Here is a 25,687-nt window from a genome sequence, read left to right as displayed (position 1 = left end):
ACACACCGGAAGACAATGACTTTGGCGGCTACTCTGTATCATGTAATCTCCCTGGCTGAATGAACCCAGCCGGAGACCTCGATGGGACTGGATCAGGTCGCCTTAGCGCATGTCACGAGAATTCTGAACTCGAACCTGCCGGAGCGGCAGAAGCTCGAACAGACCTTGCGGGCCCTCGCCAAATGGCGCTCCCAGCTCATCGGAGCCACCCTGGCCGCCCAGTCCGGCACAATCGTGCAGGACGGCCCCTTCAAGGGCATGACCTATCTGGCCGCCCCGTCCGAGGGCGGCATCGCGCCCAAGCTGCTCGGCGTTTATGAGATGACTTTGCACGATGCTTTCCTTGCCGCTCCTGAACGGGATTATGATGTCGTGCTCAACGTCGGATGCGCTGAAGGGTTCTACGCGGTCGGCTGCGCGCGCCTCCTGCCGGATGCCAAGGTTCTGGCCTGGGATATCGATCCCGTGGCTCGCCAAAAATGCCTGGAACTGGCCGACCTGAACGGCATCGGGACGCGGATCGACCTTCGCGAGCGCTTCGAGGCGCAGCATGTGAACCAAGTATACGCCGAGCTTTCGGCGAAGCTCAGGCGTCGCCCGAGGGGTCTGCTCGTCATGGATTGCGAGGGAGCCGAGTTCGACCTGCTCGATCCGCTGGTAGGGGAGTTCGGCTGGCTCGATCTCATCGTCGAGGTCCATCCCGGAAGAGACCGGACGGCGAGGGCGCTGGCGGAGCGCTTCGAGACTACGCACCGCATCGAGGAGAGGCAGGCGCAGACCATCGTCCCGAAGCTGCCGCAATGGCTCGAAAACCTAGGGCATCTGGACCAGCTTCTCGCCGTCTGGGAGTGGAGAGCCGTCCCCACCCCGTGGCTGGTCATGCGTTCGCGATAAAGTTTTAGTCGAACAGGCTCGAGACCGAGCTTTCCGTCGCCGTGCGGCCGATCGCCTCGCCCATGAGGGAGGCGATGGAGATGACGCGGATGTTGTGGGCCGCCTTCACCGCTTCGGTCGGCAAGATGGAGTCGGTGATCACGAGCGCCTTCAGCCGCGAGCTGGCGATGCGGGCCACCGCGCCGCCGGAGAGCACCCCGTGGGTGATATAGGCGTAGACCTCCTTCGCGCCGTTGGCGAGGAGGGCATCGGCCGCATTCACCAGGGTGCCGCCGGAATCCACGATGTCGTCCACCAGGATGCAGGAGCGGCCGGATACGTCGCCGATGATGTTCATCACCTCGGATTCGCCTGGGCGTTCGCGGCGCTTGTCGACGATGGCAAGCTGGGCATCGATGCGTTTGGCGAGCGCACGGGCACGCACGACGCCGCCGACGTCCGGCGAGACCACCATCCGGTTGCCGCCGTCAAGGTGCTCCTTGATGTCGCGCGCCATGATAGGCGCAGCGAAGAGGTTGTCGGTGGGTATGTCGAAGAAGCCCTGGATCTGGCCGGCATGGAGATCCAGCGTCAGCACTCGGTCGACGCCCGCATGAGTGATGATGTTGGCGACCAGCTTGGCCGAGATCGGCGAGCGGGAGGCAGGCTTTCGGTCCTGCCGGGCATAGCCGAAATAGGGGATCACCGCCGTGATGCGGCGGGCCGAGGCTCTGCGCAGCGCATCGGTGATGATCAGAAGCTCCATGAGGTGGTCGTTGGTGGGGTACGAGGTCGACTGGATGATGAACACATCCTCGCCGCGCACATTCTCCTGGATCTCGACGAACACTTCCATGTCCGCAAAGCGCTTCACCTGAGCCCTAGCCAAGGGAATGTTGAGATAGGCGGAGATGGCCTCCGCGAGCGGACGATTGGAGTTTCCCGCAACGAGCTTCATGAAAGCAACTTTGGCTTTGTGTGACCGACAGCCCCCGCTGCGCAACGCCGTAATCCCTGCGCGGCCGAGCGAAAGGGTCTTAGCAGCGATATCAAACCGTCACAATACACGTGAACGGGTTTGATGCGACGCAAAGCCGGATGTTGCCATGCAATCACTGCATTGCGACTTGGTTCTCTTCTTCGAATGTCTCCACGGGCTGGGCCTTCGCTGTCTGGATGGGAGCCTCGCTTGCGGCAGGCAATTCGGATTTGGCTGCGCTCAGGAAGTCGGCGATCTCGTCCATGCTGGCCTGGGCCAGCTTGGCGAGGGCCTGCTTGTCGAGGGTCGAGATGGAGGCGGCCGGAACGGGACTTGAACCCTCCAGGCGCTTCGCCCGGCGCTTCTGGGAATCGAACACGTCCCAGACATAGGCTACCTTGGTTTCCCCGTCCTCAGTGGAGGTCGACAGATAGCCGCGGACCCGGTAGCGCGCTGCGGCGCTGGCCCCTACGAGGTCGACCTTGCGGTCGGTGGCTGCGGTGGCGAGTTCGTCGGCAAGGGCCGTGCGGATCGGATCCGGCGCCCCGTCGATGCTCTCCAGCGCGACGGGAATTCCCTCCGGGGAGGCGTTGAAGGAGGTCTGGCAGGCACCCAAGGCCGCCGTCAGCCCTATGGCGGCAAGCCGCCCTGCAAGCTTTATCCCCGCCATGAGAGCCCCCGTTCTTGTTCTTCGTAACGAAGTCTTAAGCTTAACGGAGGCGTCCGTCCAGATCAGGCGCGCCGGCGCAGGCGGATCACCAGGACGTCGAGCCCGAGGGTGACGAGGCCTGCCGCCAGCCCCCAGAAGGCGGAGCCGATGCCCAGGAGCGTAAGACCGGACGCTGTCACCGCCAGGGTCACGACAGCCGGAAAGACCTTGGAGGCCTCGGAGAGGGCGGATCCCAAGGATCCCGCGAAAGCGCCCATGAGGGCAAGCCCCGCCACGGTCTTGATGAGTTCGGGCGGCAGCGCCGCGATCAGGCCGATCAGCGCCGCGCTGAAGGCTGCGAAGATCACATAGCTGAGAGAATAGAACGGCCCCACCATCCAGCGTTTGGCGGGGTCGGGATGCGTGTCGGGCCCGGTGCAGATCGCTGCCGAGATGGCCGCAAGGTTGCTCGTGTGGGCACCGAACAACGCCGTGACGACGGAGGCGAGCCCCGTCACGGCCAGGATGGGGCGGGAGGGCGGCTGGTAGCCGGACGCCTTGAGAACCGCAAAGCCCGGCAGGTTCTGGGAGGCCATGGTCACGAGAAAGAGCGGCAGCCCGAGCCCGATCAGCGCCGCAGGCTCGAAGGCAGGCTCGATGAAGGTGAGGGAGGAGAGGCTCAAGTTCGATGCCAGCGGCTGCGCCATTCCGCCGCCGAAGGCGATGCCGAGCCCGACGAAGAGTACCGCCAGCACGGCCAGCGCCGGATTGAACAGGCGCACCACGAGGAAGATCGCCACGAGTGGCAGCACGAGGCCGGGCGCGCCTTGCGCGCTCTGGAACACTCCAATGACAAATTGGAGAAGCACGCCTGCGAGCATGGCTGCAGCGATGGAAGTGGGGATGCGCTCGATCGAGCGCCCGAACGGCTTGATGAGAGCCGCGAGCACGATGAGAACCCCGGCGAGCAGGAAGGAGCCGACGGCGGCATGGATGGAAATGCCGGCCGAGGCTGCAATGAGCGCCGCACCGGGGGTCGACCAGGCGGTGATGACGGGCATCCGGTAGCGGATGCTCAGATAACCGCTGGTCGCCGCCATGGCGAGGCACAGGGCCGCCACCCAGGAGGAGGTCTGAGCCGGATCGGCACCCACGGCCTGCGCCGCCGCGATGATGATCGCGATCGTGCTGCCGAACCCCACCAGGGCCGCCACGACAGCAGATGTGACGATCGACAGGCGCATGTCCCGCTCCGCTTCCACTTCCAGGAACTTGGCGGTTTAATCCGAAGGGAAGGACTGCGCCAGTTCGCCAACGGTACTTTCCTCAGGACTCCCGAGCCCTTAAATCACTCCCATGAGTCGCAACACCACCAACGACGTCCCGCCGGACATTCTGGACAATGAGGAAGATGATGAGGCCGTAGCGCTCGAGAGCGGCTCAGACGTCGAGTTCGATCTGGAGGTCAATCCGGACTCGGTCCAGCGTGGCACCGAGGTCATCCGGCAATTCTGGGCGACCCTGCCCAATGCGCCTGGCGTCTACCGCATGCTCGATGCGAGGGGCGACGTCCTTTACGTAGGCAAGGCGAAGAGCCTGAAGAACCGCGTCGGCTCCTATGCGCGCGGCCAGGCCCATTCCAACCGCATCGCCCGGATGATCGGCCAGACGACCTCGATGGAGTTCGTCACCACGGCGACGGAAACCGAGGCGCTGCTCCTCGAGGCCAACCTCATCAAGCAGCTGAAACCCCGCTACAACGTGCTGCTGCGGGACGACAAGTCGCTGCCCTACATCCTTTTGACCGCCGACCACGAGGCGCCGCAGCTCGTGAAGCATCGCGGCGCGCGCAAGCGCAAGGGCGATTATTACGGCCCCTTCGCCAGTGTCTGGGCCGTCAACCGCACCATCAATGCGCTCCAGCGCGCGTTTCTGCTGCGCTCGTGCAACGACAGCTATTACGAGAACCGCACGCGGCCCTGCCTTCTGTTCCAGATCAAGCGCTGCTCGGGTCCCTGCACCAACGAGATCCCGCATGAGGAATATGCCGGGCTCGTGGCTGAGGCGCGTGCTTTCCTCTCGGGCAAGTCGAATGCGGTGAAGCAGCGCATCACGGAAGAGATGCAGCAGGCGGCGGAGGATCTCGAGTTCGAGCGTGCCGCGCGCTGCCGCGACCGCTTGGCTGCGTTGTCGGCGATCCAAGGCGTGCAGGGCATCAACACCCAGTCCGTGGAGGAGGCGGATGTCTTCGCCCTCGACGAGCAGGCGGGACAGTTCTGCGTCGAGGTGTTCTTCTTCCGCAACTGGCAGAACTGGGGCAACCGCGCCTACTTCCCGAAGGCCGACAAGTCCATGAGTCCGGACGAGGTCCTCGGCGCCTTCCTTGCGCAGTTCTACGACGACAAGCCGGCGCCCCGCCTGATCCTGCTCTCGCACGAGATCGAGGATGCCGAGCTGATGGCCGCCGCGCTGTCGACCAGGACAGAGACCAAGGTCGAGATTCACGCGCCGCAGCGCAGCGAGCGGCGCCAGCTCATCGACTATGCCCTGCGCAACGCCCGTGAGGCGCTCGGCCGGCGGCTCGCCGACACCTCCTCGCAGCAGAAGCTTCTCGTGTCCCTGGGGCAGGCCTTTGGTCTCTCGAAGGCGCCGCGGCGGGTCGAGGTGTACGACAACTCGCACATCATGGGCACCAACGCGGTGGGTGCCATGGTGGTGGCAGGCGCCAACGGCTTCATGAAGCAGCACTATCGCACCTTCAACATGAAGTCGGAGGACCTGAAACCCGGCGACGATTACGGCATGATGCGCGAGATGCTTCAGCGCCGCTTCGCCCGCCTGGTGAAGGAGGAGCCGCGAGGTCCGGACGGCGATGGCGCAGCCCATGGAGACGACGGGCTGCCCGCCTGGCCCGACCTGGTGCTGATTGACGGCGGCAAAGGACAGCTCGAGGCAGCGCGTCAGGCGCTAGCGGAGGTGGGCGTGAGCGAGGACGACGTGGCTCTCATCGGCATCGCCAAGGGGCGTGACCGCGATGCGGGCCGCGAGACCTTCTTCAAGCCGGGCCAGCCGCCCTTCAAGATGCCGCCGCGGGATCCCGCGCTCTATTTCGTGCAGCGGCTGCGCGACGAGGCGCACCGCTTCGCCATCGGGGCGCACCGGGCCAAGCGCAAGCGCGAGCTGGTGAAGAACCCTCTCGACGAGATCCCCGGCATCGGGCCGAACCGCAAACGGGCACTCCTGCACCATTTCGGCACCGTCAAGGCGATCCAGCGCGCGGCCCTGGAGGATCTGATCAAGGCGCCCGGCGTGAACGCCGCCACGGCCCGCGCGGTCTACGACTTCTTCCACGAGCGGGGTTAGGGGTCGCGTGCGACAGGATGGAGATCACGTAAGGGTGACGTTTCGTGATTTAGCCCCTCTGCGATTGACGGATCGTCCGTCGTCATGCTTCCTGCGGGTGACATGAAGATCGCTCCCTCCTTGGGCCGCTCAAAGGCCTTCAACCTGGCGAACCTGCTGACCTATGGTCGGCTCGTGGCGGTGCCGGCCGTGGTCGGTCTCCTGTTCTGGCCCGAGGACCACTGGTCGCGCTGGTTCGCCCTGATCATCTTCGCGATCGCGGCGATCACCGATTACCTGGACGGCTACGTGGCGCGCACCTACGGGCAGCAATCGGTGCTCGGGCGCATGCTCGATCCCATCGCCGACAAGCTTCTGGTGGCCGCCTGCCTGCTGATGCTGGTCTACACGCGCACGATCGACGGAATGGCCGTCTGGGCCGCCATCGTGATCCTGTGCCGCGAGATCCTGGTCTCGGGCCTGCGCGAGTTCCTGGCCGAGCTGAAGGTCAGCGTTCCGGTCAGCCGGGTCGCCAAGTGGAAGACCACCCTCCAGCTCGTGGCGCTCGGCTTCCTCATCGCGGGACCGGCCGGCGAGACGGTCCTGCCGAACAACACGCTGATCGGCATCGTCCTGCTCTGGGTTGCCGCCGTCCTGACGATCTACACCGGCTGGGACTACTTCAAGAACGGCATCCATCATCTCATGGACGAGGGCTAGACCCATGAAGCTCGTCTATTTCGCATGGGTCCGCGAGAGAGTCGGAAGGACCGACGAGGAAGTGGAGCTGCCGGAGGGCGTCGGGACCGTGGCCGAACTGGTGCGCTGGCTGAAGGGCCGGGGCGAGGAATACGAATACGCTTTCGAGAACGAGGGCATCGTCCGGGCCGCCATCGACCATGTTCACGTCAAGCTAGAAGCCTCCCTTGCCGGGGCGCGGGAAATCGCCTTCTTTCCGCCGATGACGGGAGGCTAGCCCCTGCGGGCGGGACCGCCATGGCGCGAACCATTCGTATCCAGTCCGAACCCTTCTCCGCCGCCGCCGAGACGGCAGCCCTGACCGAGGGGAGGGGCGATGTCGGTGCGGTGGTGGCCTTCACGGGCCTGTGCCGGGACGAAGGCGGGCGGCTGAAGGCCCTCGAGCTCGAACATTATCCCGGCATGGCCGAGGCCGAGATCGGCCGGATCGCCGAGCAGGCGGAAAACCGCTGGCCTTTGCTGGGCCTGACCGTGATCCACCGCTTCGGCAGGATCTCACCGGGTGAGGAGATCGTGCTGGTTCTTGCCGCCAGCGCACATCGCCAAGCCGCCTTCGAGGCGGCCTCGTTCCTGATAGATTACCTGAAGACCCGAGCCCCGTTCTGGAAGCGCGAGCACCTCGAGGATGGCACGGTTGGAGCCTGGGTCGAGGCCAGGGAGGCCGACGACCGGGCCATGGAGCGATGGAGCTGACCCGTCAGGCTCCCCTGGCCGCAATCCCTTCGCCAAGGGCCTCGGGCGAAGGCCAGAGATAGACCACAACAGGCCATTCGAAAGCGTCGACCCTCGACCTGACTGTCTTGGCCGGCACGCCGCCGATGGCATCGTAAAAGGACCGGAACGGGTTCTGCTCGAAGGCGCCGATGGAGATCGGTCCCGGCGCCCGCAGCTTGAACCATTCGACCGCTTCCAGAAGAAGCTGCCGCCCAATGCCCTGACCTTGCCTTTCAGGGGACACGTAGAGCAGCGTGACTTGGCCTGCGGCCCCCACATCGTTGCGGTCTCCGAGGCACGCTGCGAGGAAGCCGATGACCTCCCCGGCCTGATCCGCGACGAGCAGAAGCTCCGTGTCCGTATTGAAGTCGCTCGAAAGCCACGTTCCGACCTCTCGCGCCCGGTGATCGGGATCGACGCGAGGGCCGAGTTCGTCCTTGGGCATGAAGCCGGAATAGGCCTGGCGCCAGCCTTCAGCCAGAATCCGCCCGATGGCGGCGCTGTTGGATATGGCTCCGGAATGGATGAGGAGACGGGGCAGGGTCATCGAAGGCTGCATCACAGGAGCATCCTTGACCTTATGCCGTCAAAGGCAGACCATCGCGAGGGAAATGACACGCGGAGATGCCTCATGCGCAGCGTCGTCGTCGTTCTTGGTCTGATAGTTCTGGCCCCCGCAGCCGCTCACGAGCGGCCTGCGCTGCCTCAGACGGCCCAGATGCCCGATCACAATCCGCTCGAATGCTACTGCAGGGCGCAAGGGCGGATGTTCGCACCTGGGGAGAAGGTGTGCCTGAGGACGGCCGATGGACCGAAGCTCGCGCAGTGCCAGATGGAGATCAACGTCATGTCGTGGAGCGTCACGGAGACGCCCTGCCCGGAGACATAAAAAAACGCTGCCGGTGCTGCGGCAGCGCGGAAAACCATGAAGATCAACGAACGGCTCGCCCGGAGCCGCAGGGCTTCGCCTCAAAGGAGGCCGACAACGATCGCGAGAATGAAGGATGAGGACACGCAGACCGCTGCGATGTTGAGCTTGGACGTCCAGTCCAGGTTCGTCGTCGGATGCATGATAGCCCCTCTCCGTACGAGGGGTTAACTCTCCCCTCTGAATGGATAGGTAAAGTATCAAATCTGCGAAGTTCTGAGAAGCACCTCCGAGGGGTTAGGGGCTTCCAGGGGCGGTTTGCGAAATGGTTAATAAAAAGTTAACGCCTTGTTTTCATTGGCCCGTAATCGTTTTCAACTTTAGGTGAAAAAAGTTCCTGCTCCATTCTGTCGCACCCGGTTTTTGGCACGTTCGGATGTGGACAGAGGGGTGAAATTCAACCGAATCGGCACTCCCGTCGAAGCTGGGCAGAGTGCGTTGACGAGATGTTTACGGGCCTGTTCCTAATCTCTGTGCATGCGTCGTGGGTTAGTTGCGTTTTTTGCCCTATCGCTCGTCGGGCTCGGGGTTACCGGTTGCGGTCTGTTTCGGTTCGAGCAGCGCGAGCCTTGGCGCGCGCAGGCTGAGGAAGCCTGCCTGTCGCAGCGTCTCGTCCAGCCCTCCGCCTATATGGCTCTCAGCTCCAAGATCGATGGGCCCGGCGTCTGCGGGATGGATTATCCCTTCAAGGTGTCGGCCTTCAACAACGGCGCCGTAGGACTGAGGTCGAAGGTGACGCTCGCCTGCCCGATCATCCCAAGCATCGACACCTGGCTGGACGAGATCGTGAAGCCTGCTGCCGAGATGTATTTCGGCATCCCGCTGGTCGACATCAAAGCGGGTTCCTATTCATGCCGTCCCCGCAACAACCAGCACGGGGCCAAGCTCTCCGAGCATGCCTTCGGCAATGCGCTCGATGTCATGGGCTTCGTCCTGGCGGACGGACGGGAGGTTTCCGTCGAGAAGGGCTGGCGGGGGCGGGATCCCGCCGAGCAGGAGTTTCTGCGCGAGGCCTTCGTGGGCGCCTGCCGATATTTCACGACGGTACTGGGGCCCGGCTCGGACGCCTTCCACTCCGATCATCTCCATCTCGATCTGGCGCGGCACGATCCGCGCGGCCAGCGGCGCATTTGCAAGCCGATCCTGAAGTTCACGCCGCGGATTGATCCCGAGCGCAGCCAGGAGGTTCTCCAAAGCGCGGCCGCTGCCGGCGATCTGGCTCCTGTGGATCTGGAGCAGGACACGCCGGAGGGGGAAGCCTACATTCTGCCTGCGCCTCCGCCGCCGACTCCTGTCCTGACCGCGCCCGCATCGCCCGTGCAGCGCTATTCGTCGTCGAACGGCTATGCGGCCGACCTGCCCGGGCCTGGCGCCCCAAGGGTCTCCTCGCCCCCGGCTTATCCTCCGCTTCCGCCTTCAGGCCGCCCCCTCGAGCAGACCTATGCCCCGCCGAGGCCGCAGGGGCGCCCGGCCGGTGCGCCGATGATGCTGAACAGCCACGCGATCTATTAAACAGCAAGCGGAGCCTTGACGTTCTTGGGCTTCGACCACATGGTCGATGAAACAAGACCCAAGGACCTGTTGGAGCACCTGAATGAAGTGGCTGGCGGCTTTCATCTCCTGCATTCTATTGAGTGCGCCCGCGCTTGCCCGTGAGATCACGCCGGCGGAGCGGCGGGAGGAGCCTTTCGACGCTTCCCTGCCGGCCTGCGCCGACCCCTCCGTGCTTCAGGACATCAGCGCGAATTTCGAGAACAAGGAATACAAGTTCTGGAATTCCAGCCTGAAGATCGTCTCGTTCGAGCGGGTGCAGCAGGTGGCCTGGCGTCCCTGGGGGCTCGACTATATCCCCCGCCGCTATTGCACGGGCACCGTGATCGTGTCCGACGGTTACAGGCATAAGATCAACTTCTCGATCCGCGAGGATCTCGGCTTCATCGGCATCGGCTGGGATACGGAAGCCTGCGTGGACGGTTTCGACCGCGACTATGCCTTCGCGCCTCACTGCAAGCAGGCGGCTCCTTGATCCTGCGCCGGTGCCTGAGCTTCGCGGGCGCCTGCCTTCTCTCACTCTCTCCCACGGCGGCCCAGGGGCCACGGGAGGCGAGGGGCGCCCCCATGGGGCAGTTCGATTTCTATGTGCTGGCGCTCTCCTGGTCGCCCGGCTTCTGCGAGAACAGCGGCAGCCGAAGCCGGCAATGCGACAGCGGTCGTGGGCTCGGCTTCGTGACCCATGGCCTTTGGCCGCAGAACGATCAGGGCTATCCGAGCTTCTGCGAGCCCAACGGACGATTCGTGCCGCAGGCGACGATGGCCGATGCCAGGGATCTTTTCCCGGACGAGAACTTGGCGCGCTATCAATGGCGCAAACATGGGACCTGCACGGGCGAGGCCCCGAGCGGCTATTTCCAGGCCGTTCGCAGAGCCCGTGAACTCATCCGCATCCCGGACGGCTTCAAGGGTCTGGACAGTCGCTCCAGGGTATTGCCGAACGAGATCGAGCGGGCCTTCATGAATGCCAATCCGGGCTTGCGCGCCGACATGATTTCGGTTTCCTGCGGGAGGCGGATCTTCCAGGAGGTGCGCATCTGCCTCAGCAGGGATCTGCGCGGCTTCCGCCAATGTCCCGAGGTCGATCGCGACGGCTGCCGCGCAGGCGAGATCACGGTCCCGGCGGTGAGATAGCGCATCGAACGATGCGCCCATGCATGGGAGGAGCATCGGATCGATCCCAAGGGTGGAACCCGCTTTGAGCCCGATGCTGTAGGACGGACATGAACTATCGTCATGCCTTTCACGCCGGCAATTTCGCCGACGTCATGAAACACGCCCTTCTGGTGCGGATCCTCGCCTATCTGCAGCGCAAGGAGACGCCGCTTCGCGTCATCGACACCCATGCGGGGATCGGTCTCTATGATCTCACCGGCGACGAAGCCGGACGGACAGGAGAGTGGGTCGAAGGCATCGGGCGCCTCGACGAAGGCTTCGCGCCTGCCGTGGAGGAGGTGCTCGCACCCTACCGCAGGGTGATCGCCGAGGTGCGTGCCCGGCACGGAGACACCATCTATCCCGGCTCGCCAGCCATCGTGCGCGAGCTCCTGCGGCGGCATGACCGGGGCGTGTTCGTGGAGCTGCACCCGGCCGACCACGCGGTGCTGAGCGAGGCCTTCAATGAGGTTTCGAACCTGAAGGTGATGCACCTCGATGGCTGGACGGCGCTTCACGCCCTGATCCCGCCTAAGGAGAAACGCGGCCTCGTCCTGATCGACCCGCCCTACGAGAAGCCGAACGAGCTGGAGCGGCTTGGCGTCGAGCTTCTCGCCGCGCTGAAGAAATGGCCGACGGGCATCTATGCCGGATGGTATCCCATCAAGGATGTTGCGCCCGTCGACATTGTGGCCGAGCGGCTCCACCGGGAGAGCCCGCGTCCGGGCCTGCGCCTCGAACTCTACGTGGACGACCCGCGCGATCCGAACCGGCTCAACGGCAGCGGGCTCTTCGTGCTCAATCCGCCATGGTCCCTGAAGGAGGAGGCGGAGGTGCTGCTGCCTGCCCTCGCGGAGAGGCTCTCGCGCAGCGGCTACGGCGCTTATCGCTGTGAAGCCTTTGGTCCCCCTGCCTAAAACGCATTGCCGTCGGTGCCCCGAGCGTTCATGACTGCCCTCGTTCTCTTAAGATCAAAGGTTTGCCCATGCTTGTTCTCCGCTCCTCGCCTGCATCGCCCTTTGGCCGGAAGGTCAAATTGTCCGCTGCGATCCTGGGGTTGACCGACCGGATCCAGATCGTCGATGCGGATACGTTGAACCCTGAGGATTCCATCCGCCAGCAGAACCCCCTGGGCAAAATCCCCGCTCTCATTCTCGAAAACGGCGAGGTGCTCTACGATTCCCGTGTGATCGTGGATTATCTCGATCATCTGGCCGGCGGCGGCCGCGTTATCCCGCACGGTCCGGAACGGTTCACTGCCCTGCGCGATCAGGCGCTCGCCGACGGCATCATGGATGCGGCGCTGCTGCAGGTCTACGAGGGGCGCTTCCGCCCGGGAGACAGGCACGAGCCCAAATGGGTCGCTCATCAAGCCGACAAGGTGCGCCGCGGCCTTGACCATGCGGAGGCCCATCTGTCGGCAGCCGACCAGAACCTGCATATCGGTCAGATCGCGCTCGCCTGTGCGCTGGGCTATCTCGACCTGCGCTTCGGCGGCCGCTGGCGCGAGAGCTACCCGAAGCTCGTCGCGTGGCTTTCCGATTTCGAGGCCCGCGTTCCGGCTTACGCTAAGACCCGGGTGACGCCCTAACGTGAAAAAGGCCCGGGTGTTTGCCCGGGCCTTTTCTATCTCTGTTGGAGACAGGTCTTAGTAGGTGCTGAACTTGTAGCTGAGGCCAGCACGAACCGTGTGGAATTCAATGTCGTTGCTGCCGAGCGAGACATTGTTGAAGAAGTTATCACCACCCTCATAGTTGGTGTAACGGTATTCCAGACGGGTGGTCAGGTTGTTGGTGAAGGCATATTCGATACCAGCACCCAGCGTCCAACCGGTCAGCGTGTCGTCGTTGCCAAGGATGCCGAAACCATCCGAGACACCAGCGAACGCGAAACCACCGGTCGCGTAGATCAAAGCGCGGTCAAACGCGAAACCGGCGCGAGCGCGAATCGAGCCCTGCCAGTCGAGAGCGTTGCCAGCGAAGCCGTAGTTCGTGAACACGACGCCGTCGGGCCCAACGATGACCAGGTCATCGTCGTCGTCGCCGAACACGCCTTCGACATCGCCTTCAACGCCGATCACGAACGAGCCGAGCTGAACGTTGTAGCCAGCATGGACACCGGCCAGGAAGCCGTCGCCGCTGTCACCGAAATCGCCGCTCTGCACCACGAAGCCGCTCGGGAGAACGATGTCGTTATCGTTGGCATTCCAGCCGTACCCGATCTGGGCACCGACGTAGAAGCCGGTCCAGGTGAAGATCGGAGCGGCCGCGATGATCGGAGCCGGAGGAGCGGCGCGGACCGGCAGGTCTGCAGCGGAAGCGGCTCCGGCAAAGCCGAAGAGAGCGACGCTGGCGAGAAGAATCTTCTTCATGGTTTCTCTTTCCTAATCGATGTCATGCCAACCCGACCCACGTTTCCGTCGGATCGAGCCTGACACTCCCCATTTATAGAGCGACAACCTCGCGAGGGCTGTGACCTCACAACCACAGCGGCCAAGAACAGCTGTGGCAGGATTGTGGCGGCGGCGTGCGTGTTTCCCCTTGTGGCATCGCTGGACCTACAACGCATAGCTTGGCCGTTGGTTCGACGTCAGAGCAAAAAAATGTCATTTTCTTGGCGAACACGGGTAAATGACGCTACAGGCTTGCATTTCAAGGGATTGAGCATGGGAAAAGTTGCCCTCGTCACCGGTGGGGCCCAGCGCATCGGGCGCAGGCTCGTCGAGCGCCTTGCCGGCGACGGCTACGCGGTGGCGATTCACTGCCGTCGCTCGACGGACGAAGCCCAGGGCATCGCAGCGCGGATCAGGACCGCGGGAGGAAAAGCCGCTGTCGTTCACGCCGATCTTGCCGATGGGGAGGCCGTCGGACGCCTCGTCCCGGAGGCGGCCCGGGCCTTGGGACCCCTGACCCTCCTCGTCAACAACGCCTCCGAGTTCGAGCCCGACGAGATGGAGACCCTGACGCAGGAGCGGTGGGACCGGCACTTTGCCGTCAACCTCCGGGCCCCGGCTTTCCTCGCCCGCGACTTCGCGCATCAGCTGCCGGCGGATGGGGAGGGATCCATCGTCAACATCGTCGACCAGCGGGTCTGGAAGCTCACGCCCCAGTTCTTCTCCTACACGCTGACGAAGGCGGCGCTCTTCTCCGCCACGCAAACGATGGCCCAGGCGCTGGCGCCGCGAATCCGCGTGAATGCGATCGGCCCCGGTCCCACCCTGTCGAACGTGCGCCAGGGCGATGAGGATTTCGCCAAGCAGAGCGGCGCCGTGTTGCTCGGCCATGGCGGAACGCCGGATGAGATCGCCGATGCCGTGCTCTATCTCGCGCGGGCCCGCAGCGTCACGGGCCAGATGATTGCCGTCGATGGCGGTCAGCATTTGGCCTGGGAGACGCCGGACGTGGCCGGGATCAGGGAGTGAGCGCGATCGCCGAAATCAGCCGGCCGTAATCGGGCTCCTTGCGATGGGTGGTGCGGCGGTAGCTGAAGAACCGCTCCTCGTCGCAATAGGTGCAGAGCCCGAGATCGGTGAAGGCGGCGATGCCTGCCGCCTCGAGGCGGGCTCCGATGAAGCCGGGCAGGTCGAACACGGCATGGCCGGGCCTCTCCGCCGCCTTGAGGAACCGCTCGTGACCGGGCGCCTCCTTCATGAAGCGGTCAATGAAGTCCGGGCCGACCTCGTAGGCCCTCTGGCTGATCGTAGGGCCGAGCACGGCAACGATCTGTCCGCGCCGCGCTCCCAACCGCTCCATGGCCGTGACGGTCGATTCCAGAACACCCGTCACGGCGCCGCGCCAGCCGGCATGGGCCGCACCGATCACGCGCGCGTCCGCATCCGCAAACAGAACCGGCCCGCAATCCGCCGTGGTGATGCCGAGCGCGATCCCCGGCACTGCCGTCACCATGGCGTCGGCCTTGGGACGCTCAGCCCTCCACGGACCTTCCACGATCACCGCGTCGGGCGAATGGACCTGATACACGCTGATCAGGGCCTCGGATGAAACGGCAAGGGTCTCGGCCATCCGCCTGCGGTTCTCCCGCACCTTTTCCGGATAGTCCGACGAGCCGACGCCGCCGTTGAGAGAGGCATAGATGCCTTCCGAAACGCCGCCCCGCCGCGTGAAGAAGGCGTGGCGGATGCTCGGTTGGGAGGCAAGGGCAGGGGCTTGGATGAACATAGCGTGATCTTACGAAGAAGGAGGCAGGGCAGGCAATCCGGGGACGGATTCGATGCTCTCATGTGTAACGGCCAAAACCTTAAACAGCTCTCCCATGCCTGTCGGTCCACGCGCGGTCAGGCGGGCAAGAGCCCGGTCGATATCGGCGGCTTGGGCCGGCGTGGCGCGCGCCTTCAGGGCATTGGCCCGGGCCTCGATCCCGAGCGCCTGCAGGAAGTCACCTTGCTGGACGATGCCGTGAGCCCGAGCCGTCCGGGCGAGGGCAGTCTGGGCGAGGCGATGGAAATCCACATGAGTGGTGAGATCCGCCTCCCCGGGATCCTCCAAGGGATCGACGGGCTGATGGTTCTTCAGCGCCTGCAGGGTGTCGCCAAAGGCTGGGCCCCAATAGCCGTAATCCAGGATCAGGGCGGCTCCCCCATCCCGGACAAGCCTTCCGGCCATCGCACCCATGATATCGACCGAGGCGGCGGGCCACTCGAGAACGTCGCCGAGCCGCAGGGGATGGCCGAGACCCTGTTCCGGCTCGGGGCGAAGGCCGAAGGCCAGGCGGTCGCCGTCGAGGCCTACCAGCCGCTCGCACCAGCCGCGCTCGGTCGCCATGAACTGGCGCACCGGCAGGGCATCGAGGAACTCGTTGGCCACGAGGAGCATGGGACCGGGCGGCACATCCTCGATCCGATCGTGCCATTGAGCCGGAAGGCCCGAAGAGGCGAGGGCAGCCTGCTGGCGCTGCCGCAGGGCAGGGCTCGTCTCGACGAGATGGACGGTTGCGGCTGCCTGGAAGCCGGGCAGAAGCCTCGTTGCCCGCAACAGGTCCGCCATCAGGGTGCCGCGACCCGGCCCAAGCTCGACGAGGCGGCAGGGATCGGGACGGCCCATGCCGTTCCAGACCTCCAGTATCCACAGGCCGATCAGCTCGCCGAACATCTGGCTGATTTCGGGGGCCGTGGTGAAGTCGCCGGTGACGCCGAGCGGATCGCGGGTGGCGTAGTACTGCCCCAGGCACAGGCTCATGTAGCGCTCGACCGAGATCGGCCCCTCCAGGGCGATCATCTCGCGCAAGCTGTCCTTCAGCCCCCTCACGCGGCCTTGACCGCCTGCCGGGGCCGCGTGAAGCCCCGCGCCGCCAGCACGATGGCTGCGGCCCCCACGAGCGCCATGGGGATCGAGAGCAGCATGCCCATGGTGATCCCGCCGCCCAGCGCCTGCACGGACGAGCCGAAGAGGAAGCCGAGCTGCTCGTCGGGCTCGCGGAAGAATTCACAGACGATGCGGGCCAGAGCATAGCCCAGCACGAAGATGCCGCCGAGAAGGCCCGGCCTGCGGAAGCCGAAGCGGCGGGCCGCGATGGCCATGACGATGAACAGGATCAGGCCTTCGCCGAAGGCCTCGTAGAGCTGGCTCGGATGGCGCGGCACGGGCCCTGCATGGGGAAAGACCACCGCATAGGGGAAGTCGGGCGCCGGCCGGCCCCAGAGCTCCCCGTTGATGAAGTTGGCGATGCGGCCGAAGAACAGGCCGATCGGCGTCACCACGGCGGCCATGTCGAGCATGGCCAGCGGGTTGAGCCCGCGTGAGCGGGCAAAGAGCACGATGGCGAGGACCGCGCCCAGGAAGCCGCCGTGGAACGACATGCCGCCGCGCCAGATGGCGAACATCTCCAGGGGCTGCGAGAGATAGGAGCTCAAGTTGTAGAACAGCACGTATCCGATGCGCCCGCCCAGAACGACGCCGAGCGCCACCCAGACGATGAGATCGTCCACGTCGATCGGCTTCGGCTGCTTCAGGCCGCCCCAGAGGTCGGCCCTCGCGGCCAGGCGCTTGGCGTAGAACCACCCGCCGATGAGGCCCGCCACATAGGCGAGCGCATACCAGCGGATCGCGAAGGGGCCGATGGAAATGGCAACGGGATCGATGAGCGGGAAGGAGAGAGGCATGTGGAGGCCCTGGTCGAACGCGTTGCCATTGGACCTTTCAGGCAAGGATCGTCAACCCTATGTCAACCCTGTTGCAGTTTGAGGCGATTACGGCCATGTGTGACATTCCAGGGCCGACAGGCCCGCCGCGCTGTGGATTTGAGCCCATGACCCAATCGTCCAACCGGATCTTCGATGAACTCGCCCGCTTCGCCACTGATGCCGCAGGCGCGGCCCAGGGCGTCCGGCGCGAGGTCGAGAGCTTGGTCCGCAGCCAGTTCGAGCGCCTGGTCAAGGACATGGACGTCGCCACCCGCGAGGAGGTCGAGGTTCTGCGTGAGATGGTGATTGCGGCCCGCGAGGAGAACGAGCGCCTCGAAGCGCGCCTGAAGGACCTTGAGGCGAAGCTGGCTTCCTCGTCCGGCGTAAACCCTGCAACGCCCTGACCGGGGCAGAAGGCCGATCTGCACCCGGCGCGGGTCTCCTGTTGTGGACAGGTGAATCCGGCGCATTGTGACAGAGGGCGAAATCTAAGACTGTCGATTCATGAGCTGATTCGAAGCACTCGCACCGGGAACTCCGAATACAGAAGTATTCTGAGGGCTTCTGTTGAGTAGATCTCGGATTGAGGCAATGGTGTTGCCCGAAGTGTTTACCATATTCAGGCAATTGAGTTTTCTGGATCGACATGTCGCAGATTCATCTTGAAATCGACCGCTCGGAACATCCTCTCGATGTGGTCGAGCGTCTGGCTTCCCTGCGGCACTGGATCTTCGATCGCGCCGAGGCGGACGAGATGTCCGTGTCGGTCGCCGGTCGCTGGGCCGATTACGACGTCGCCTTCACCTGGATCGAGGACGTAGAGGCGCTGCACATGGCCTGCGCCTTCGACCTCAAGGTCCCCGAGCGGCGGCGTCAGGATGTTCTCCAGCTCATCTCCTCCGTCAACGAGCAGCTCTGGGTCGGGCATTTCGACCTGTGGAGCACCGAGAATGTGGTGATGTTCCGCCATGCCCTCCTGCTCGCGGGCGGCGCCGATCCGACCGACGGGCAGTGCGAGGTCATGCTGCGGGTCGCAGTGGAAGCGTGCGAGCGTTATTTCCAGGCCTTTCAGTTCGTGATCTGGGCCGGCAAGTCGGCCCGCGAGGCCCTCGACAGCGTCCTGTTCGAAACCGAAGGCGAAGCCTAGCATCGGACGTGAAAAGTGGATTTGCACTTTTGCGATCCATCTGATGCTTCCTTCCTTGATGAGCACATCATTGAACTCAACGATGCGCTAGACCTGCCTCGACAGGGCCGGGAGGACGGGGATAGATAGCGGCCACCGCATCTTTCCGTCAGGTCAGCCCATGTCGCCGAACCCTATCCATCTTCCGTCGTCGCTCATTCTTGTCGGGGCCGGTAAAATGGGCGGCTCCATGCTGGAGGGCTGGCTCAAGGTCGGCATGAGGCCGGAGGGCGTGACGGTCATCGATCCGCGTCCCTCCGAAGACATGATCCGGTTCTGCCAGACACAGGGCATTGCTCTGAACCCCGCAAATCCTGCCGTTTCCGACGTGCTGGTTCTAGCCATCAAGCCTCAGATGCTGGACGAGGCGGCATCCTCGGTGAATGCCTGCATCGGGCCGCAGACCCTCATCATCTCGATTCTCGCCGGCAAGACCGTCGGCGATCTTCGCTCCCGGCTCCCGGCTGCCGGCGCCATCGTGCGTGCAATGCCGAACCTCCCTGCCAGCATCGGCCGCGGCGCGACGGGTGCGGCAGCCAATGAGCAGGTCAGCGAAGAGCAGCGCCTCATGGCCGATGCGCTGCTCGCCAGCAACGGCATCGTTGAATGGCTTTCCTCCCAGGACCTGATCGACGCCGTCACGGCCGTCTCGGGATCGGGCCCGGCTTACGTTTTCCATCTCGTCGAGTGCCTGGCCGAAGCAGGCGCCGCCGCCGGATTGCCGCCGGACCTCGCCCAGCGTCTCGCACGGGCTACGGTGACGGGAGCGGGCGAACTGCTGTTCCAGAGCGATCTGCCGCCCGCCACCCTTCGCCAGAACGTGACTTCGCCGGGCGGCACCACGGCGGCGGCGCTCGAAGTGCTCATGCGTGACCCGAACGGGATGAAGGCGCTCATGCGCGAAGCGGTTGCCGCGGCCAAGCGGCGCGCCGAGGAACTTGCCGGTTAGAGCTTGTGAGCCTTGGGATTGCGGCGGCGGGTCCCTAGATTAGCCTCAACAACATATCTTCAGGAGGTCGATCGTGACGGCAGATGCTTCCACAGCTCCGATGGACAAGCGCAAGGCCATTGTCGAAGCTCTCATGGATCTCGCCTCCCGGCGCGCCTGGCACGAGATCGAGATCGCCGATATCGCGAAGGCTGCCAACGTCTCGCTTGCGGAGTTCCGCGATCTCTTCCCATCGAAAGGCGCGGTGCTCGGCGGGCTTTCCCGCATGATCGACCGGCAGGTGCTGGAGGGAACCACGGACGATCTCGCAGGCGAGCCAGCCCGAGAGCGCATCTTCGATGTTCTCATGCGCCGCTTCGATGCGATGCAGCCCTACAAGGAGGCGCTGCGGCGAATCGCCCAGGACCTGCAATACGATCCGGTAACGCTCGCGGCGCTCAATCAGGTGGCGCTCAATTCCCAGCGCTTCATGCTGGCGGCCGCCGGCATCAACACGGAAGGCCCGCTCGGCACGTTAAAGCTCCAGGGCGCGGTGCTCGTCTATGCCAACACCATGCGCACCTGGCTTGAGGACGACGATCCGACGCAAGCCAAGACCATGGCGCGTCTCGACCGCGAGTTGCGCCGCGGCGAGCGTATCATCGAGGGAGCCGAGGACCTGCGCCGCCTGAGCGCTCCGCTGCGCGCCGTCGGCCGCGCCTTCATGCAAGGCCGTCGGTCGTCCCGCTCTGAAGGGCGCCGTTCGGCTGACGACAACGGCGATGCGGACAATCCCGCAGCGGCGATCTGATCCGGCGGGGCGAGGGCACATGGATCAGGCGCATTCAATCACACCGCCGATCTCGTTCGACGATTTCCTGAAGGTCGACATCCGTGTCGGCCGCATCGTCGCCGTGGAGCCGTTCCCGCAGGCGCGCAAGCCTGCCTTCAAGCTTACCGTCGATTTCGGTCCTGAGATCGGCACGAAGCGGTCGTCGGCGCAGATCACGGTCAATCATACGCCGGAGGATCTTGTCGGAACGCTCGTGCTGGCGGTGGTGAATTTCCCCCCGCGCCAGATCGGCCCGTTCCTGTCGGAGGTGCTGACCCTCGGCGTGCCCGATGCCAATGGCGACGTCATGCTGATCCGACCGGATCGCGAGGTGCCGGTGGGCGGGCGGTTGTACTGATCAGGCCGGTAACCGCACCGTCGCGCGCAGGCCGCCGAGCGGGCTCTCTCCCAGCACGATGTCGCCGCCATGGGAGCGCGCCACATCTCGGGCGATGGCAAGTCCTAACCCCGAGCCGCCCTCGTCCTGGTTGCGCGCCTCGTCCAGGCGCACGAAGGGCTTGAAGACCTCCTCGCGCATGCTGGCCGGAATGCCTGGTCCGTCGTCGTCCACGTGCAGGACGAGCCAGCGCGTTTCATGATTGGCCGTGATCTCGATCCTGTCGCCATGCCGCGCGGCATTGCCGACGAGGTTGAAAAGCAGGCGACGGAAGGCATCGGGTCGGACTGTGATGATCGGATCGCCGACGATGTCGAGCTCCGTCACATGGCCCTGCCGCTCGGCGTCCGACTGCACCTCTTCGAGGAGCTGGCGTAGATCCGTCGGTACCGCTAGCTCGCCGGCATCGCCGCGGGCGAACGCGAGATAGCCTTCGAGCATGCGGCTCATCTCGTCCACGTCGCGCTTGAGGTCTTCGACCTCGGGTGTCTGTTCGAGGAACACGAGCGACAGCTTGAAGCGCGTGAGGATCGTGCGCAGATCGTGGCTCACGCCGTTCAGCATCGTCGTGCGCTGCTCGATGTTGCGCTCGATGCGCCGTTTCATTTCGAGGAAGGCGTGTCCGGCTTGGCGCACCTCGCGCGCGCCGCGCGGACGGAACTCGATCTCACGCCCTTTGCCGACGGCTTCGGCCGCCTCGGCCAGCCTGAGAATCGGCCTGATCTGGTTGCGCAGGAACAGGATCGCGATACCGAGCAGCACGAATGACGAACCGCCCATCCAGACGAGGAAGATGTGCGAGTTGGAGGCATAGGCCTGGCTGCGGCGTGCGAGCACGCGCATGACGTTGCTGCGATCGAGCTTGATGCGCACTTCCACGTAGCTCGAGCGCCCGACCGTATCGATCCAGTACGGACGGTCGATCTGGCGCCGCAGCTCGTCGGTGAGGGTCTCGTCGAGGATGTCGAAGAAAGGCTTGGGGCCGGGCGGCGGCAGGTCCGTGTTGCGCAGGATGTCCACGTCGAGCTGCAGCCGCTCCGAGGCTATCCGCGCCAGCGTGCTGGCATCCTTGTCCTGCGGATAGCTCTCGTAGATGTCGATCAGCGCCGCGATGTCCGCCGTCACGGCGGAGGACAGGCGCCGCGTGACGAGCTGGTAATGCCGCTCCATGAATACGTAAGCCACCACGGATTGCAGCAGGATGACCGGCGCGATGATGATGATGAGCGCGCGGGCGTAAAGCCCCTTCGGCAGAAAGCGCCCAAACCAGCGCGCGGCATGGTCGAGGGGCGTATACTTCAGGGTCGCGCCGATCTTCATCGGTCGATCACGAGCCGATAGCCGATGCCGCGCACGGTCTGGAGGAAGAGCGGATTGGCCGGATCGTTCTCGATCTTGCGCCGCAGGCGATTGATCTGGACATCCACCGTGCGCTCGTTGGCTGCGATCCCGTTGCCCGCCAGCGCCTCGCGGGGGACGTTGTCGCCGGCATGGCTGCCGAGGATGGTCAGGATCTCGCGCTCGCGCTCGGTGATGCGAACGACTTCGTCCCCCCGCCGCAACTCGCCCCTGTCGAAGCGATAGGAGAAGGGGCCGAAATGGATCACGTCCGGCCCGTCGCCATTGGAGACGCCGGGCACGGGCAGGGCCCGCTTGAGGATGTTGCCGAGGCGCAGGAGCAGTTCGCGCGGCTCGAAGGGCTTTGACAGGTAATCGTCCGCGCCGATCTCGAGGCCCGTCACGCGATCCGAGGTGTCGGAGCGTGCGGTCAGCATGAGAATCGGCACCTGCGAGTGCTCCCGTAAGGAGCGGGCATAGTCGAAGCCGGTTTCCCCTGGCATCATCACGTCGAGGACGAGAGCGTCGAACACGAAGTTCCCCGCCTTGGCTCGCGCCTCCGCGGCGCTGGCCGCTGCGGTCACGCGGTAGCCGTTCTCGGTCAGAAACCGGGTCAGCAGGTCGCGCAGGCGGCGGTCGTCGTCCACCACGAGGACGTGCGGGGCGTGATCGGGAATGTCGATGCGTGCATCCATCGGGTCTAAAGCACCGGACCCAAAAGTGGATTTGCACTTTTGGGATCCATCCGAGGCTTCCTCCATTAATAAGAGCATCGTTTGGCGCGGACATCCGGATCCACTTTTCACTGACGTGGCCCTCCGGGTCCGCACGATGCTCTAGTGCTTCACTGTCGCGGACCCTGCTTTATCAGGTTTCCTCCGGCCCGAATACGAGGTGCTTCACATGGGCGCTGTCGTCCGGATCGATGAGGCGCAGGAGGTACTGGCTCACCAGGTCCTTGGCCTCGGGCTCCATGTCCGACAGGGCGCGCATGATGCGGCGGGTCTGCAGCTTGGCCAGCTTCAGGGCCAGCTCGCGGCCCTGGGGCGTGGCAAAGAGCAGCCGCTGGCGCCGGTCGGCGGTGCCCATCCGGCTCTCGATGAAGTCCTTCTCGATCAGTTCCTTCAGGACCCGGTTGAGGCTCTGCTTGGTGATGCGCAGGATATCCAGAAGCTCCGCGATCGTCAGGCCGGGATTGCGGCTGACGAAGTGCATGACCCGGTGATGGGCGCGCCCGAAGCCGTACTCGTCCAAAATCCTGTCCGGATCGCTGACGAAGTCGCGGTAGGCAAAGAAGAACAGTTCGATCAGGTCATAGGCCGGAGTCTCGGCGAGGATGTCCTTGCCAGGGTGATGAGACTTCAAAGCCGGAATCGCGTCTGGCAATGTCCTTATCCCAAATGATATGTCAGCCTTGTTGACATATCTCAGGACGATTGTTACTCGTCAAGCCGCTTCGGCGAAACGAATGAAATTGAAATCGCCCGGAAGCAAACCGGAAATTTCCCCGACCCCGGAGCCAACAAGGTCGGCCTTCAAGGAGAAGAACGATGTCCGCGACCCCCTTCGATCAACGTGATGGATGGATCTGGTACGACGGGCAACTCGTACCCTGGAAGGATGCCAAGCTTCACGTTCTCTCGCACGGCCTGCATTATGGGTCGTCGGTGTTCGAGGGCGAGCGCGCCTATGGCGGCGAGATCTTCAAATCGACCGAGCATTCGGAGCGCCTCAGGAAATCGGGCCTGATCCTCGATTTCGAGATCCCTTACACGGTTGCCGAAATCGACGCGGCCAAGCGCCTCGTTCTGGAAAAGAACGGTATGATCGACGCCTATCTGCGCCCTGTCGCCTGGCGCGGCTCTGAGATGATGGGCGTTGCGGCGCAGGACAACAAGATCCACCTCGCCATCGCTGCGTGGGAATGGCCGAGCTATTTCGACCCGGCCCAGAAGATGAAGGGCATCCGCGTCGACATGGCGGAATACCGCCGTCCCGATCCGGCGACGGCCCCGTCCGCCGCGAAGGCGGCCGGTCTCTACATGATCTGCACGATCTCCAAGCACAAGGCGGAGCGGAAGGGCTATGCGGATGCGCTGATGCTCGACTGGCAGGGCCGCGTGGCGGAATGCACTGGCGCCAACGTGTTCTTCATCCGCGACGGCGTGGTGCACACGCCGATTGCAGATTGCTTCCTCGACGGCATCACCCGCCGCACGGTGATCGACCTCGCCAAGCGTCGCGGCTTCGAGGTCGCCGAGCGCCGGATCATGCCGGATGAGCTCCCGAGCTTCAACGAATGCTTCATCACCGGCACCGCGGCCGAAGTGACGCCCGTGTCCGAGATCGGCCCGCATAAGTACCAGCCCGGCAACATGACCAAGGTGCTGATGGACGATTACTCGGCCGAGGTGCAGCCCAAGAGCAAGGCGGCCTGAGGCTTCCACTTCTGAGCCACTCGACGTCATGCCCGGCTTTGTGCCGGGCATTTACGTTTCGAGGTGCAACGGATCAAAGACGTGGATGGCCTCAACGAGTGCGGCCATGACGCTGGGTCCCTAGAAATCCTCTGCATCGGGAATGCGGTTGAAGGCGATCTTGGCGCCGGCATAGCCGCCGGGAATCGTCACCAGGGGGCCCCAATGCAGAAGGGTCTTGCGGTGGGTGACGTTGAGCCGGTCGGCAATGACGGACAGGTATTCCATACGCCGCTTGAGCTGCGCCTCCGGCATGGCGTCGAACAGATCCTCCTCGATATCCTGAAGCGGAACCAGGTCGTGCAGCGCCACATGCACGCTGCGGCTGCGATGCATCTCCTCCCGCTCGGCATGGAGGAAGAGGCGGCTCAAGGAAGCGAGCAGGGATGGGTCGTCCCAGGTGGGCTGGAAATGCTCCTCGCCGTACCAGCCGGCGCTGTTCCTGTCGTTGAGCCATAGGGAGAGCGCCTTGGCTGCGAAGCCGGCGCGCCGCATCCGGGCCGAGGCCTTGGCCAGAAGCACCCGTGCTGCCGCATAGGCGCCGTTCAGGGAGCGCCAGTCGGCGGGAAGAACCCGGCCGTGGCCGAACATGCGCCGACGGGTCTCGGGCCGCTCCACCGTATAGCCGTGCAACCCCATCCAGAGCCGCTCCCCCTCGACGCTGCCCCAGAGCCGGCGCAGCTCCTTGGGCTGGAGTCGCCAGAGCGCGGCCATGTCGCCCACCCCGGCACGGGCGAGCCGCGCCGCATTGCCCCGGGCGATGCCGGGAATGTCCGTGAGCGCCAGCGAGAGCAGGGGGCCCGGTAGGTCGTCGGGATGGAGAGCCACGAGGCCGTCGGGCTTTTCCATCTCGGCCGCGATCTTGGCCAGCAGGTCATTCGGGCCCAGCCCCACCGAGCAGGTGAGGGTGGGGCCGATCCGGGACGCGATGACATCCTTTACCCGGTGCCCGATCTGAAGCGCGTGCGGCCATTCGGACGGCATCAGCGCGCAGACCATCTCGTCGATGGAGCAGACCGCCTTGACGGGAAGAACCGTCTCGATGGCCTCCAGGATCTGCCGGTGAAGTTCCACATAAGCCTCGTGCCGCGCGGTCACTAGGACGATGCCCGGACATTGCCGGCGGGCATCGCGCACGAAGGTGCCGCGCTTGATGCCCCGGGCCTTCGCTTCGCGGCTGACGGCGATGAGGCCGGTATGCTCCGAATCGACCGGGATGACCCCGACCGGACGGCCGCGCAGGTGGGGCTGAAGGTGCTGCTCGGCGCTGGCGAAGAAGGAATCGAAGTCGACATAGAGCCGCTCCAGACCCATCGGTTTGCGCATCGCCGTCCATCCGTTTTGCGTTCTGTGAACAAATCAAGAACATGAGCTTGACAGCGAGTCGAGGGCCGGATCTGTGGATAACGGGGATGAGTCCGTAGGAGTAACCCGCCTTTC

The 25,687-nt window shown here is 64.5% G+C and carries 30 protein-coding genes; 18 read left to right on the top strand and 12 right to left on the bottom strand.

The genetic code is table 11. The features are described from left to right. The first annotated feature begins 81 nt into the window (after positions 1 to 81). Entirely contained in the window at positions 82 to 894 is an 813-nt protein-coding gene (locus ILT44_RS19380; protein ID WP_204241260.1) for a class I SAM-dependent methyltransferase, read from the top strand. 4 nt (positions 895 to 898) lie between these two features. Here ILT44_RS19380 and ILT44_RS19375 read toward each other — a convergent pair whose 3' ends face one another. The 3 genes from ILT44_RS19375 to ILT44_RS19365 all read right to left on the bottom strand — a co-directional run bounded on the left by ILT44_RS19375 (position 899) and on the right by ILT44_RS19365 (position 3,745). Further along, on the bottom strand, positions 899 to 1,831 hold the full coding sequence (locus ILT44_RS19375) for a ribose-phosphate pyrophosphokinase (protein ID WP_204241259.1): 933 nt from the start codon (positions 1,829 to 1,831) through the stop codon (positions 899 to 901). 154 nt (positions 1,832 to 1,985) lie between these two features. After that, positions 1,986 to 2,522, bottom strand: a complete 537-nt coding sequence (locus ILT44_RS19370; protein WP_204241258.1) for a hypothetical protein — start codon at positions 2,520 to 2,522, stop codon at positions 1,986 to 1,988. A gap of 62 nt (positions 2,523 to 2,584) precedes the next feature. After that, on the bottom strand, positions 2,585 to 3,745 hold the full coding sequence (locus ILT44_RS19365) for a benzoate/H(+) symporter BenE family transporter (protein WP_204241257.1): 1,161 nt from the start codon (positions 3,743 to 3,745) through the stop codon (positions 2,585 to 2,587). A 112-nt stretch (positions 3,746 to 3,857) separates the two neighbouring features. Between ILT44_RS19365 and uvrC the strand changes: the two genes are divergently transcribed. The 4 genes from uvrC to ILT44_RS19345 all read left to right on the top strand — a co-directional run bounded on the left by uvrC (position 3,858) and on the right by ILT44_RS19345 (position 7,295). Beyond that, a complete protein-coding gene (gene uvrC / locus ILT44_RS19360) occupies positions 3,858 to 5,864 on the top strand; it encodes an excinuclease ABC subunit UvrC (RefSeq protein ID WP_204241256.1) in 2,007 nt (668 codons plus the stop codon). A gap of 102 nt (positions 5,865 to 5,966) precedes the next feature. Beyond that, positions 5,967 to 6,563, top strand: coding sequence for a CDP-diacylglycerol--glycerol-3-phosphate 3-phosphatidyltransferase (gene pgsA, locus ILT44_RS19355; protein WP_204241255.1), 597 nt, complete (start codon positions 5,967 to 5,969; stop codon positions 6,561 to 6,563). A 4-nt stretch (positions 6,564 to 6,567) separates the two neighbouring features. Further along, positions 6,568 to 6,819, top strand: a complete 252-nt coding sequence (gene moaD, locus ILT44_RS19350; protein WP_204241254.1) for a molybdopterin converting factor subunit 1 — start codon at positions 6,568 to 6,570, stop codon at positions 6,817 to 6,819. Positions 6,820 to 6,839: 20 nt separating this feature from the next. Beyond that, positions 6,840 to 7,295, top strand: coding sequence for a molybdenum cofactor biosynthesis protein MoaE (locus ILT44_RS19345; RefSeq protein WP_204241253.1), 456 nt, complete (start codon positions 6,840 to 6,842; stop codon positions 7,293 to 7,295). A gap of 4 nt (positions 7,296 to 7,299) precedes the next feature. Here the strand turns inward: ILT44_RS19345 and ILT44_RS19340 are convergent, their stop codons facing one another. Continuing rightward, a complete protein-coding gene (locus ILT44_RS19340) occupies positions 7,300 to 7,863 on the bottom strand; it encodes a GNAT family N-acetyltransferase (RefSeq protein ID WP_204241252.1) in 564 nt (187 codons plus the stop codon). 84 nt (positions 7,864 to 7,947) lie between these two features. Here ILT44_RS19340 and ILT44_RS19335 point away from each other — a divergent pair, with 84 nt between their 5' ends. The 6 genes from ILT44_RS19335 (at position 7,948) to ILT44_RS19310 (ending at position 12,541) form a co-directional block, all read left to right on the top strand. Then, positions 7,948 to 8,205, top strand: a complete 258-nt coding sequence (locus ILT44_RS19335; protein ID WP_204241251.1) for a hypothetical protein — start codon at positions 7,948 to 7,950, stop codon at positions 8,203 to 8,205. Positions 8,206 to 8,721: 516 nt separating this feature from the next. Then, positions 8,722 to 9,756 (top strand): extensin-like domain-containing protein, encoded by a 1,035-nt coding sequence (locus tag ILT44_RS19330; protein ID WP_204241250.1) that lies wholly within the window; start codon positions 8,722 to 8,724, stop codon positions 9,754 to 9,756. Between the two features lie 82 nt (positions 9,757 to 9,838). Beyond that, on the top strand, positions 9,839 to 10,270 hold the full coding sequence (locus ILT44_RS19325) for a hypothetical protein (RefSeq protein WP_204241249.1): 432 nt from the start codon (positions 9,839 to 9,841) through the stop codon (positions 10,268 to 10,270). After that, entirely contained in the window at positions 10,267 to 10,929 is a 663-nt protein-coding gene (locus tag ILT44_RS19320; protein ID WP_204241248.1) for a ribonuclease T2 family protein, read from the top strand. Before ILT44_RS19325 ends, ILT44_RS19320 begins: the two co-directional genes overlap by 4 nt. A gap of 89 nt (positions 10,930 to 11,018) precedes the next feature. Beyond that, positions 11,019 to 11,867: a 23S rRNA (adenine(2030)-N(6))-methyltransferase RlmJ gene (locus ILT44_RS19315; protein WP_204241247.1), complete on the top strand. Its 849-nt coding sequence runs from the start codon at positions 11,019 to 11,021 to the stop codon at positions 11,865 to 11,867. Positions 11,868 to 11,935: 68 nt separating this feature from the next. Next, positions 11,936 to 12,541 (top strand): glutathione S-transferase family protein, encoded by a 606-nt coding sequence (locus ILT44_RS19310; protein ID WP_239468382.1) that lies wholly within the window; start codon positions 11,936 to 11,938, stop codon positions 12,539 to 12,541. Positions 12,542 to 12,598: 57 nt separating this feature from the next. Here ILT44_RS19310 and ILT44_RS19305 read toward each other — a convergent pair whose 3' ends face one another. Beyond that, positions 12,599 to 13,321, bottom strand: a complete 723-nt coding sequence (locus tag ILT44_RS19305) for an outer membrane protein (RefSeq protein ID WP_204241245.1) — start codon at positions 13,319 to 13,321, stop codon at positions 12,599 to 12,601. A 294-nt stretch (positions 13,322 to 13,615) separates the two neighbouring features. On the opposite strand from ILT44_RS19305, the gene ILT44_RS19300 reads away from it, so the two are divergent. Further along, positions 13,616 to 14,371, top strand: coding sequence for an SDR family oxidoreductase (locus tag ILT44_RS19300; RefSeq protein WP_204241244.1), 756 nt, complete (start codon positions 13,616 to 13,618; stop codon positions 14,369 to 14,371). Here the strand turns inward: ILT44_RS19300 and pgeF are convergent. Genes pgeF through lgt form a run of 3 tightly spaced genes read right to left on the bottom strand, consistent with a single transcriptional unit; the run spans position 14,361 to position 17,068 of the window. Then, positions 14,361 to 15,128 carry a peptidoglycan editing factor PgeF gene (pgeF, locus tag ILT44_RS19295; protein ID WP_204241243.1) on the bottom strand — a complete coding sequence of 256 codons (768 nt, stop codon included), beginning with the start codon at positions 15,126 to 15,128 and terminating at the stop codon, positions 14,361 to 14,363. The genes ILT44_RS19300 and pgeF overlap by 11 nt on opposite strands. 9 nt (positions 15,129 to 15,137) lie before the next feature. Then, positions 15,138 to 16,184: a class I SAM-dependent methyltransferase gene (locus ILT44_RS19290; RefSeq protein ID WP_239468387.1), complete on the bottom strand. Its 1,047-nt coding sequence runs from the start codon at positions 16,182 to 16,184 to the stop codon at positions 15,138 to 15,140. A 26-nt stretch (positions 16,185 to 16,210) separates the two neighbouring features. Next, on the bottom strand, positions 16,211 to 17,068 hold the full coding sequence (gene lgt, locus ILT44_RS19285) for a prolipoprotein diacylglyceryl transferase (protein ID WP_204241241.1): 858 nt from the start codon (positions 17,066 to 17,068) through the stop codon (positions 16,211 to 16,213). 146 nt (positions 17,069 to 17,214) lie between these two features. Here lgt and ILT44_RS19280 point away from each other — a divergent pair, with 146 nt between their 5' ends. The 5 genes from ILT44_RS19280 to ILT44_RS19260 all read left to right on the top strand — a co-directional run bounded on the left by ILT44_RS19280 (position 17,215) and on the right by ILT44_RS19260 (position 20,393). Then, the gene (locus tag ILT44_RS19280; RefSeq protein WP_204241240.1) at positions 17,215 to 17,493 is read left to right on the top strand and encodes an accessory factor UbiK family protein; all 279 of its coding nucleotides are present in this window, start codon (positions 17,215 to 17,217) and stop codon (positions 17,491 to 17,493) included. A 242-nt stretch (positions 17,494 to 17,735) separates the two neighbouring features. After that, positions 17,736 to 18,236 (top strand): type III secretion system chaperone family protein, encoded by a 501-nt coding sequence (locus ILT44_RS19275; protein ID WP_204241239.1) that lies wholly within the window; start codon positions 17,736 to 17,738, stop codon positions 18,234 to 18,236. Between the two features lie 160 nt (positions 18,237 to 18,396). Further along, positions 18,397 to 19,224, top strand: a complete 828-nt coding sequence (gene proC / locus ILT44_RS19270) for a pyrroline-5-carboxylate reductase (RefSeq protein ID WP_204241238.1) — start codon at positions 18,397 to 18,399, stop codon at positions 19,222 to 19,224. 100 nt (positions 19,225 to 19,324) lie between these two features. After that, the gene (locus ILT44_RS19265; RefSeq protein WP_239468386.1) at positions 19,325 to 20,014 is read left to right on the top strand and encodes a TetR/AcrR family transcriptional regulator; all 690 of its coding nucleotides are present in this window, start codon (positions 19,325 to 19,327) and stop codon (positions 20,012 to 20,014) included. Between the two features lie 19 nt (positions 20,015 to 20,033). After that, positions 20,034 to 20,393 carry a tRNA-binding protein gene (locus ILT44_RS19260; RefSeq protein WP_204241236.1) on the top strand — a complete coding sequence of 120 codons (360 nt, stop codon included), beginning with the start codon at positions 20,034 to 20,036 and terminating at the stop codon, positions 20,391 to 20,393. Here ILT44_RS19260 and ILT44_RS19255 read toward each other — a convergent pair whose 3' ends face one another. The 3 genes from ILT44_RS19255 to ILT44_RS19245 all read right to left on the bottom strand — a co-directional run bounded on the left by ILT44_RS19255 (position 20,394) and on the right by ILT44_RS19245 (position 23,156). Next, positions 20,394 to 21,752 carry an ATP-binding protein gene (locus tag ILT44_RS19255; RefSeq protein ID WP_204241235.1) on the bottom strand — a complete coding sequence of 453 codons (1,359 nt, stop codon included), beginning with the start codon at positions 21,750 to 21,752 and terminating at the stop codon, positions 20,394 to 20,396. Next, complete coding sequence (locus ILT44_RS19250) at positions 21,749 to 22,465, bottom strand: response regulator (protein ID WP_239468381.1); 717 nt, start codon at positions 22,463 to 22,465, stop codon at positions 21,749 to 21,751. Before ILT44_RS19250 ends, ILT44_RS19255 begins: the two co-directional genes overlap by 4 nt. A 172-nt stretch (positions 22,466 to 22,637) precedes the next feature. Further along, on the bottom strand, positions 22,638 to 23,156 hold the full coding sequence (locus ILT44_RS19245) for a MarR family winged helix-turn-helix transcriptional regulator (RefSeq protein ID WP_204241234.1): 519 nt from the start codon (positions 23,154 to 23,156) through the stop codon (positions 22,638 to 22,640). 164 nt (positions 23,157 to 23,320) lie between these two features. On the opposite strand from ILT44_RS19245, the gene ILT44_RS19240 reads away from it, so the two are divergent. Continuing rightward, positions 23,321 to 24,208 carry a branched-chain amino acid aminotransferase gene (locus ILT44_RS19240; protein ID WP_204241233.1) on the top strand — a complete coding sequence of 296 codons (888 nt, stop codon included), beginning with the start codon at positions 23,321 to 23,323 and terminating at the stop codon, positions 24,206 to 24,208. A gap of 120 nt (positions 24,209 to 24,328) precedes the next feature. Here ILT44_RS19240 and ILT44_RS19235 read toward each other — a convergent pair whose 3' ends face one another. Further along, positions 24,329 to 25,573 (bottom strand): Y-family DNA polymerase, encoded by a 1,245-nt coding sequence (locus tag ILT44_RS19235; RefSeq protein ID WP_204241232.1) that lies wholly within the window; start codon positions 25,571 to 25,573, stop codon positions 24,329 to 24,331. Between the last annotated feature and the right edge of the window lie 114 nt (positions 25,574 to 25,687).

Origin of the sequence: Microvirga arvi, assembly GCF_016892765.1 — a bacterium.
Taxonomy (GTDB): domain Bacteria; phylum Pseudomonadota; class Alphaproteobacteria; order Rhizobiales; family Beijerinckiaceae; genus Microvirga; species Microvirga arvi.
Note: the sequence above shows the minus strand (reverse complement) of the source record. Positions and strands in the feature narration are given on the sequence as shown.

Excerpts from the sequence above, each read along its gene's own strand:
- uvrC (WP_204241256.1), top strand. The coding sequence starts at position 3,858 with ATGAGTCGCAACACCACCAACGACGTCCCGCCGGACATTCTGGACAAT.
- pgeF (WP_204241243.1), bottom strand. The coding sequence starts at position 15,128 with ATGTTCATCCAAGCCCCTGCCCTTGCCTCCCAACCGAGCATCCGCCAC.
- lgt (WP_204241241.1), bottom strand. The coding sequence starts at position 17,068 with ATGCCTCTCTCCTTCCCGCTCATCGATCCCGTTGCCATTTCCATCGGC.
- proC (WP_204241238.1), top strand. The coding sequence starts at position 18,397 with ATGTCGCCGAACCCTATCCATCTTCCGTCGTCGCTCATTCTTGTCGGG.
- ILT44_RS19235 (WP_204241232.1), bottom strand. The coding sequence starts at position 25,573 with ATGCGCAAACCGATGGGTCTGGAGCGGCTCTATGTCGACTTCGATTCC.
- pgsA (WP_204241255.1), top strand. The coding sequence starts at position 5,967 with ATGAAGATCGCTCCCTCCTTGGGCCGCTCAAAGGCCTTCAACCTGGCG.
- moaD (WP_204241254.1), top strand. The coding sequence starts at position 6,568 with ATGAAGCTCGTCTATTTCGCATGGGTCCGCGAGAGAGTCGGAAGGACC.
- ILT44_RS19305 (WP_204241245.1), bottom strand. The coding sequence starts at position 13,321 with ATGAAGAAGATTCTTCTCGCCAGCGTCGCTCTCTTCGGCTTTGCCGGA.
- ILT44_RS19260 (WP_204241236.1), top strand. The coding sequence starts at position 20,034 with ATGGATCAGGCGCATTCAATCACACCGCCGATCTCGTTCGACGATTTC.
- ILT44_RS19265 (WP_239468386.1), top strand. The coding sequence starts at position 19,325 with ATGGACAAGCGCAAGGCCATTGTCGAAGCTCTCATGGATCTCGCCTCC.
- ILT44_RS19310 (WP_239468382.1), top strand. The coding sequence starts at position 11,936 with ATGCTTGTTCTCCGCTCCTCGCCTGCATCGCCCTTTGGCCGGAAGGTC.
- ILT44_RS19345 (WP_204241253.1), top strand. The coding sequence starts at position 6,840 with ATGGCGCGAACCATTCGTATCCAGTCCGAACCCTTCTCCGCCGCCGCC.
- ILT44_RS19300 (WP_204241244.1), top strand. The coding sequence starts at position 13,616 with ATGGGAAAAGTTGCCCTCGTCACCGGTGGGGCCCAGCGCATCGGGCGC.
- ILT44_RS19255 (WP_204241235.1), bottom strand. The coding sequence starts at position 21,752 with ATGAAGATCGGCGCGACCCTGAAGTATACGCCCCTCGACCATGCCGCG.
- ILT44_RS19330 (WP_204241250.1), top strand. The coding sequence starts at position 8,722 with ATGCGTCGTGGGTTAGTTGCGTTTTTTGCCCTATCGCTCGTCGGGCTC.
- ILT44_RS19240 (WP_204241233.1), top strand. The coding sequence starts at position 23,321 with ATGTCCGCGACCCCCTTCGATCAACGTGATGGATGGATCTGGTACGAC.
- ILT44_RS19280 (WP_204241240.1), top strand. The coding sequence starts at position 17,215 with ATGACCCAATCGTCCAACCGGATCTTCGATGAACTCGCCCGCTTCGCC.
- ILT44_RS19335 (WP_204241251.1), top strand. The coding sequence starts at position 7,948 with ATGCGCAGCGTCGTCGTCGTTCTTGGTCTGATAGTTCTGGCCCCCGCA.
- ILT44_RS19380 (WP_204241260.1), top strand. The coding sequence starts at position 82 with ATGGGACTGGATCAGGTCGCCTTAGCGCATGTCACGAGAATTCTGAAC.
- ILT44_RS19315 (WP_204241247.1), top strand. The coding sequence starts at position 11,019 with ATGAACTATCGTCATGCCTTTCACGCCGGCAATTTCGCCGACGTCATG.
- ILT44_RS19275 (WP_204241239.1), top strand. The coding sequence starts at position 17,736 with ATGTCGCAGATTCATCTTGAAATCGACCGCTCGGAACATCCTCTCGAT.
- ILT44_RS19290 (WP_239468387.1), bottom strand. The coding sequence starts at position 16,184 with ATGATCGCCCTGGAGGGGCCGATCTCGGTCGAGCGCTACATGAGCCTG.
- ILT44_RS19375 (WP_204241259.1), bottom strand. The coding sequence starts at position 1,831 with ATGAAGCTCGTTGCGGGAAACTCCAATCGTCCGCTCGCGGAGGCCATC.
- ILT44_RS19325 (WP_204241249.1), top strand. The coding sequence starts at position 9,839 with ATGAAGTGGCTGGCGGCTTTCATCTCCTGCATTCTATTGAGTGCGCCC.
- ILT44_RS19250 (WP_239468381.1), bottom strand. The coding sequence starts at position 22,465 with ATGGATGCACGCATCGACATTCCCGATCACGCCCCGCACGTCCTCGTG.
- ILT44_RS19370 (WP_204241258.1), bottom strand. The coding sequence starts at position 2,522 with ATGGCGGGGATAAAGCTTGCAGGGCGGCTTGCCGCCATAGGGCTGACG.
- ILT44_RS19340 (WP_204241252.1), bottom strand. The coding sequence starts at position 7,863 with ATGACCCTGCCCCGTCTCCTCATCCATTCCGGAGCCATATCCAACAGC.
- ILT44_RS19365 (WP_204241257.1), bottom strand. The coding sequence starts at position 3,745 with ATGCGCCTGTCGATCGTCACATCTGCTGTCGTGGCGGCCCTGGTGGGG.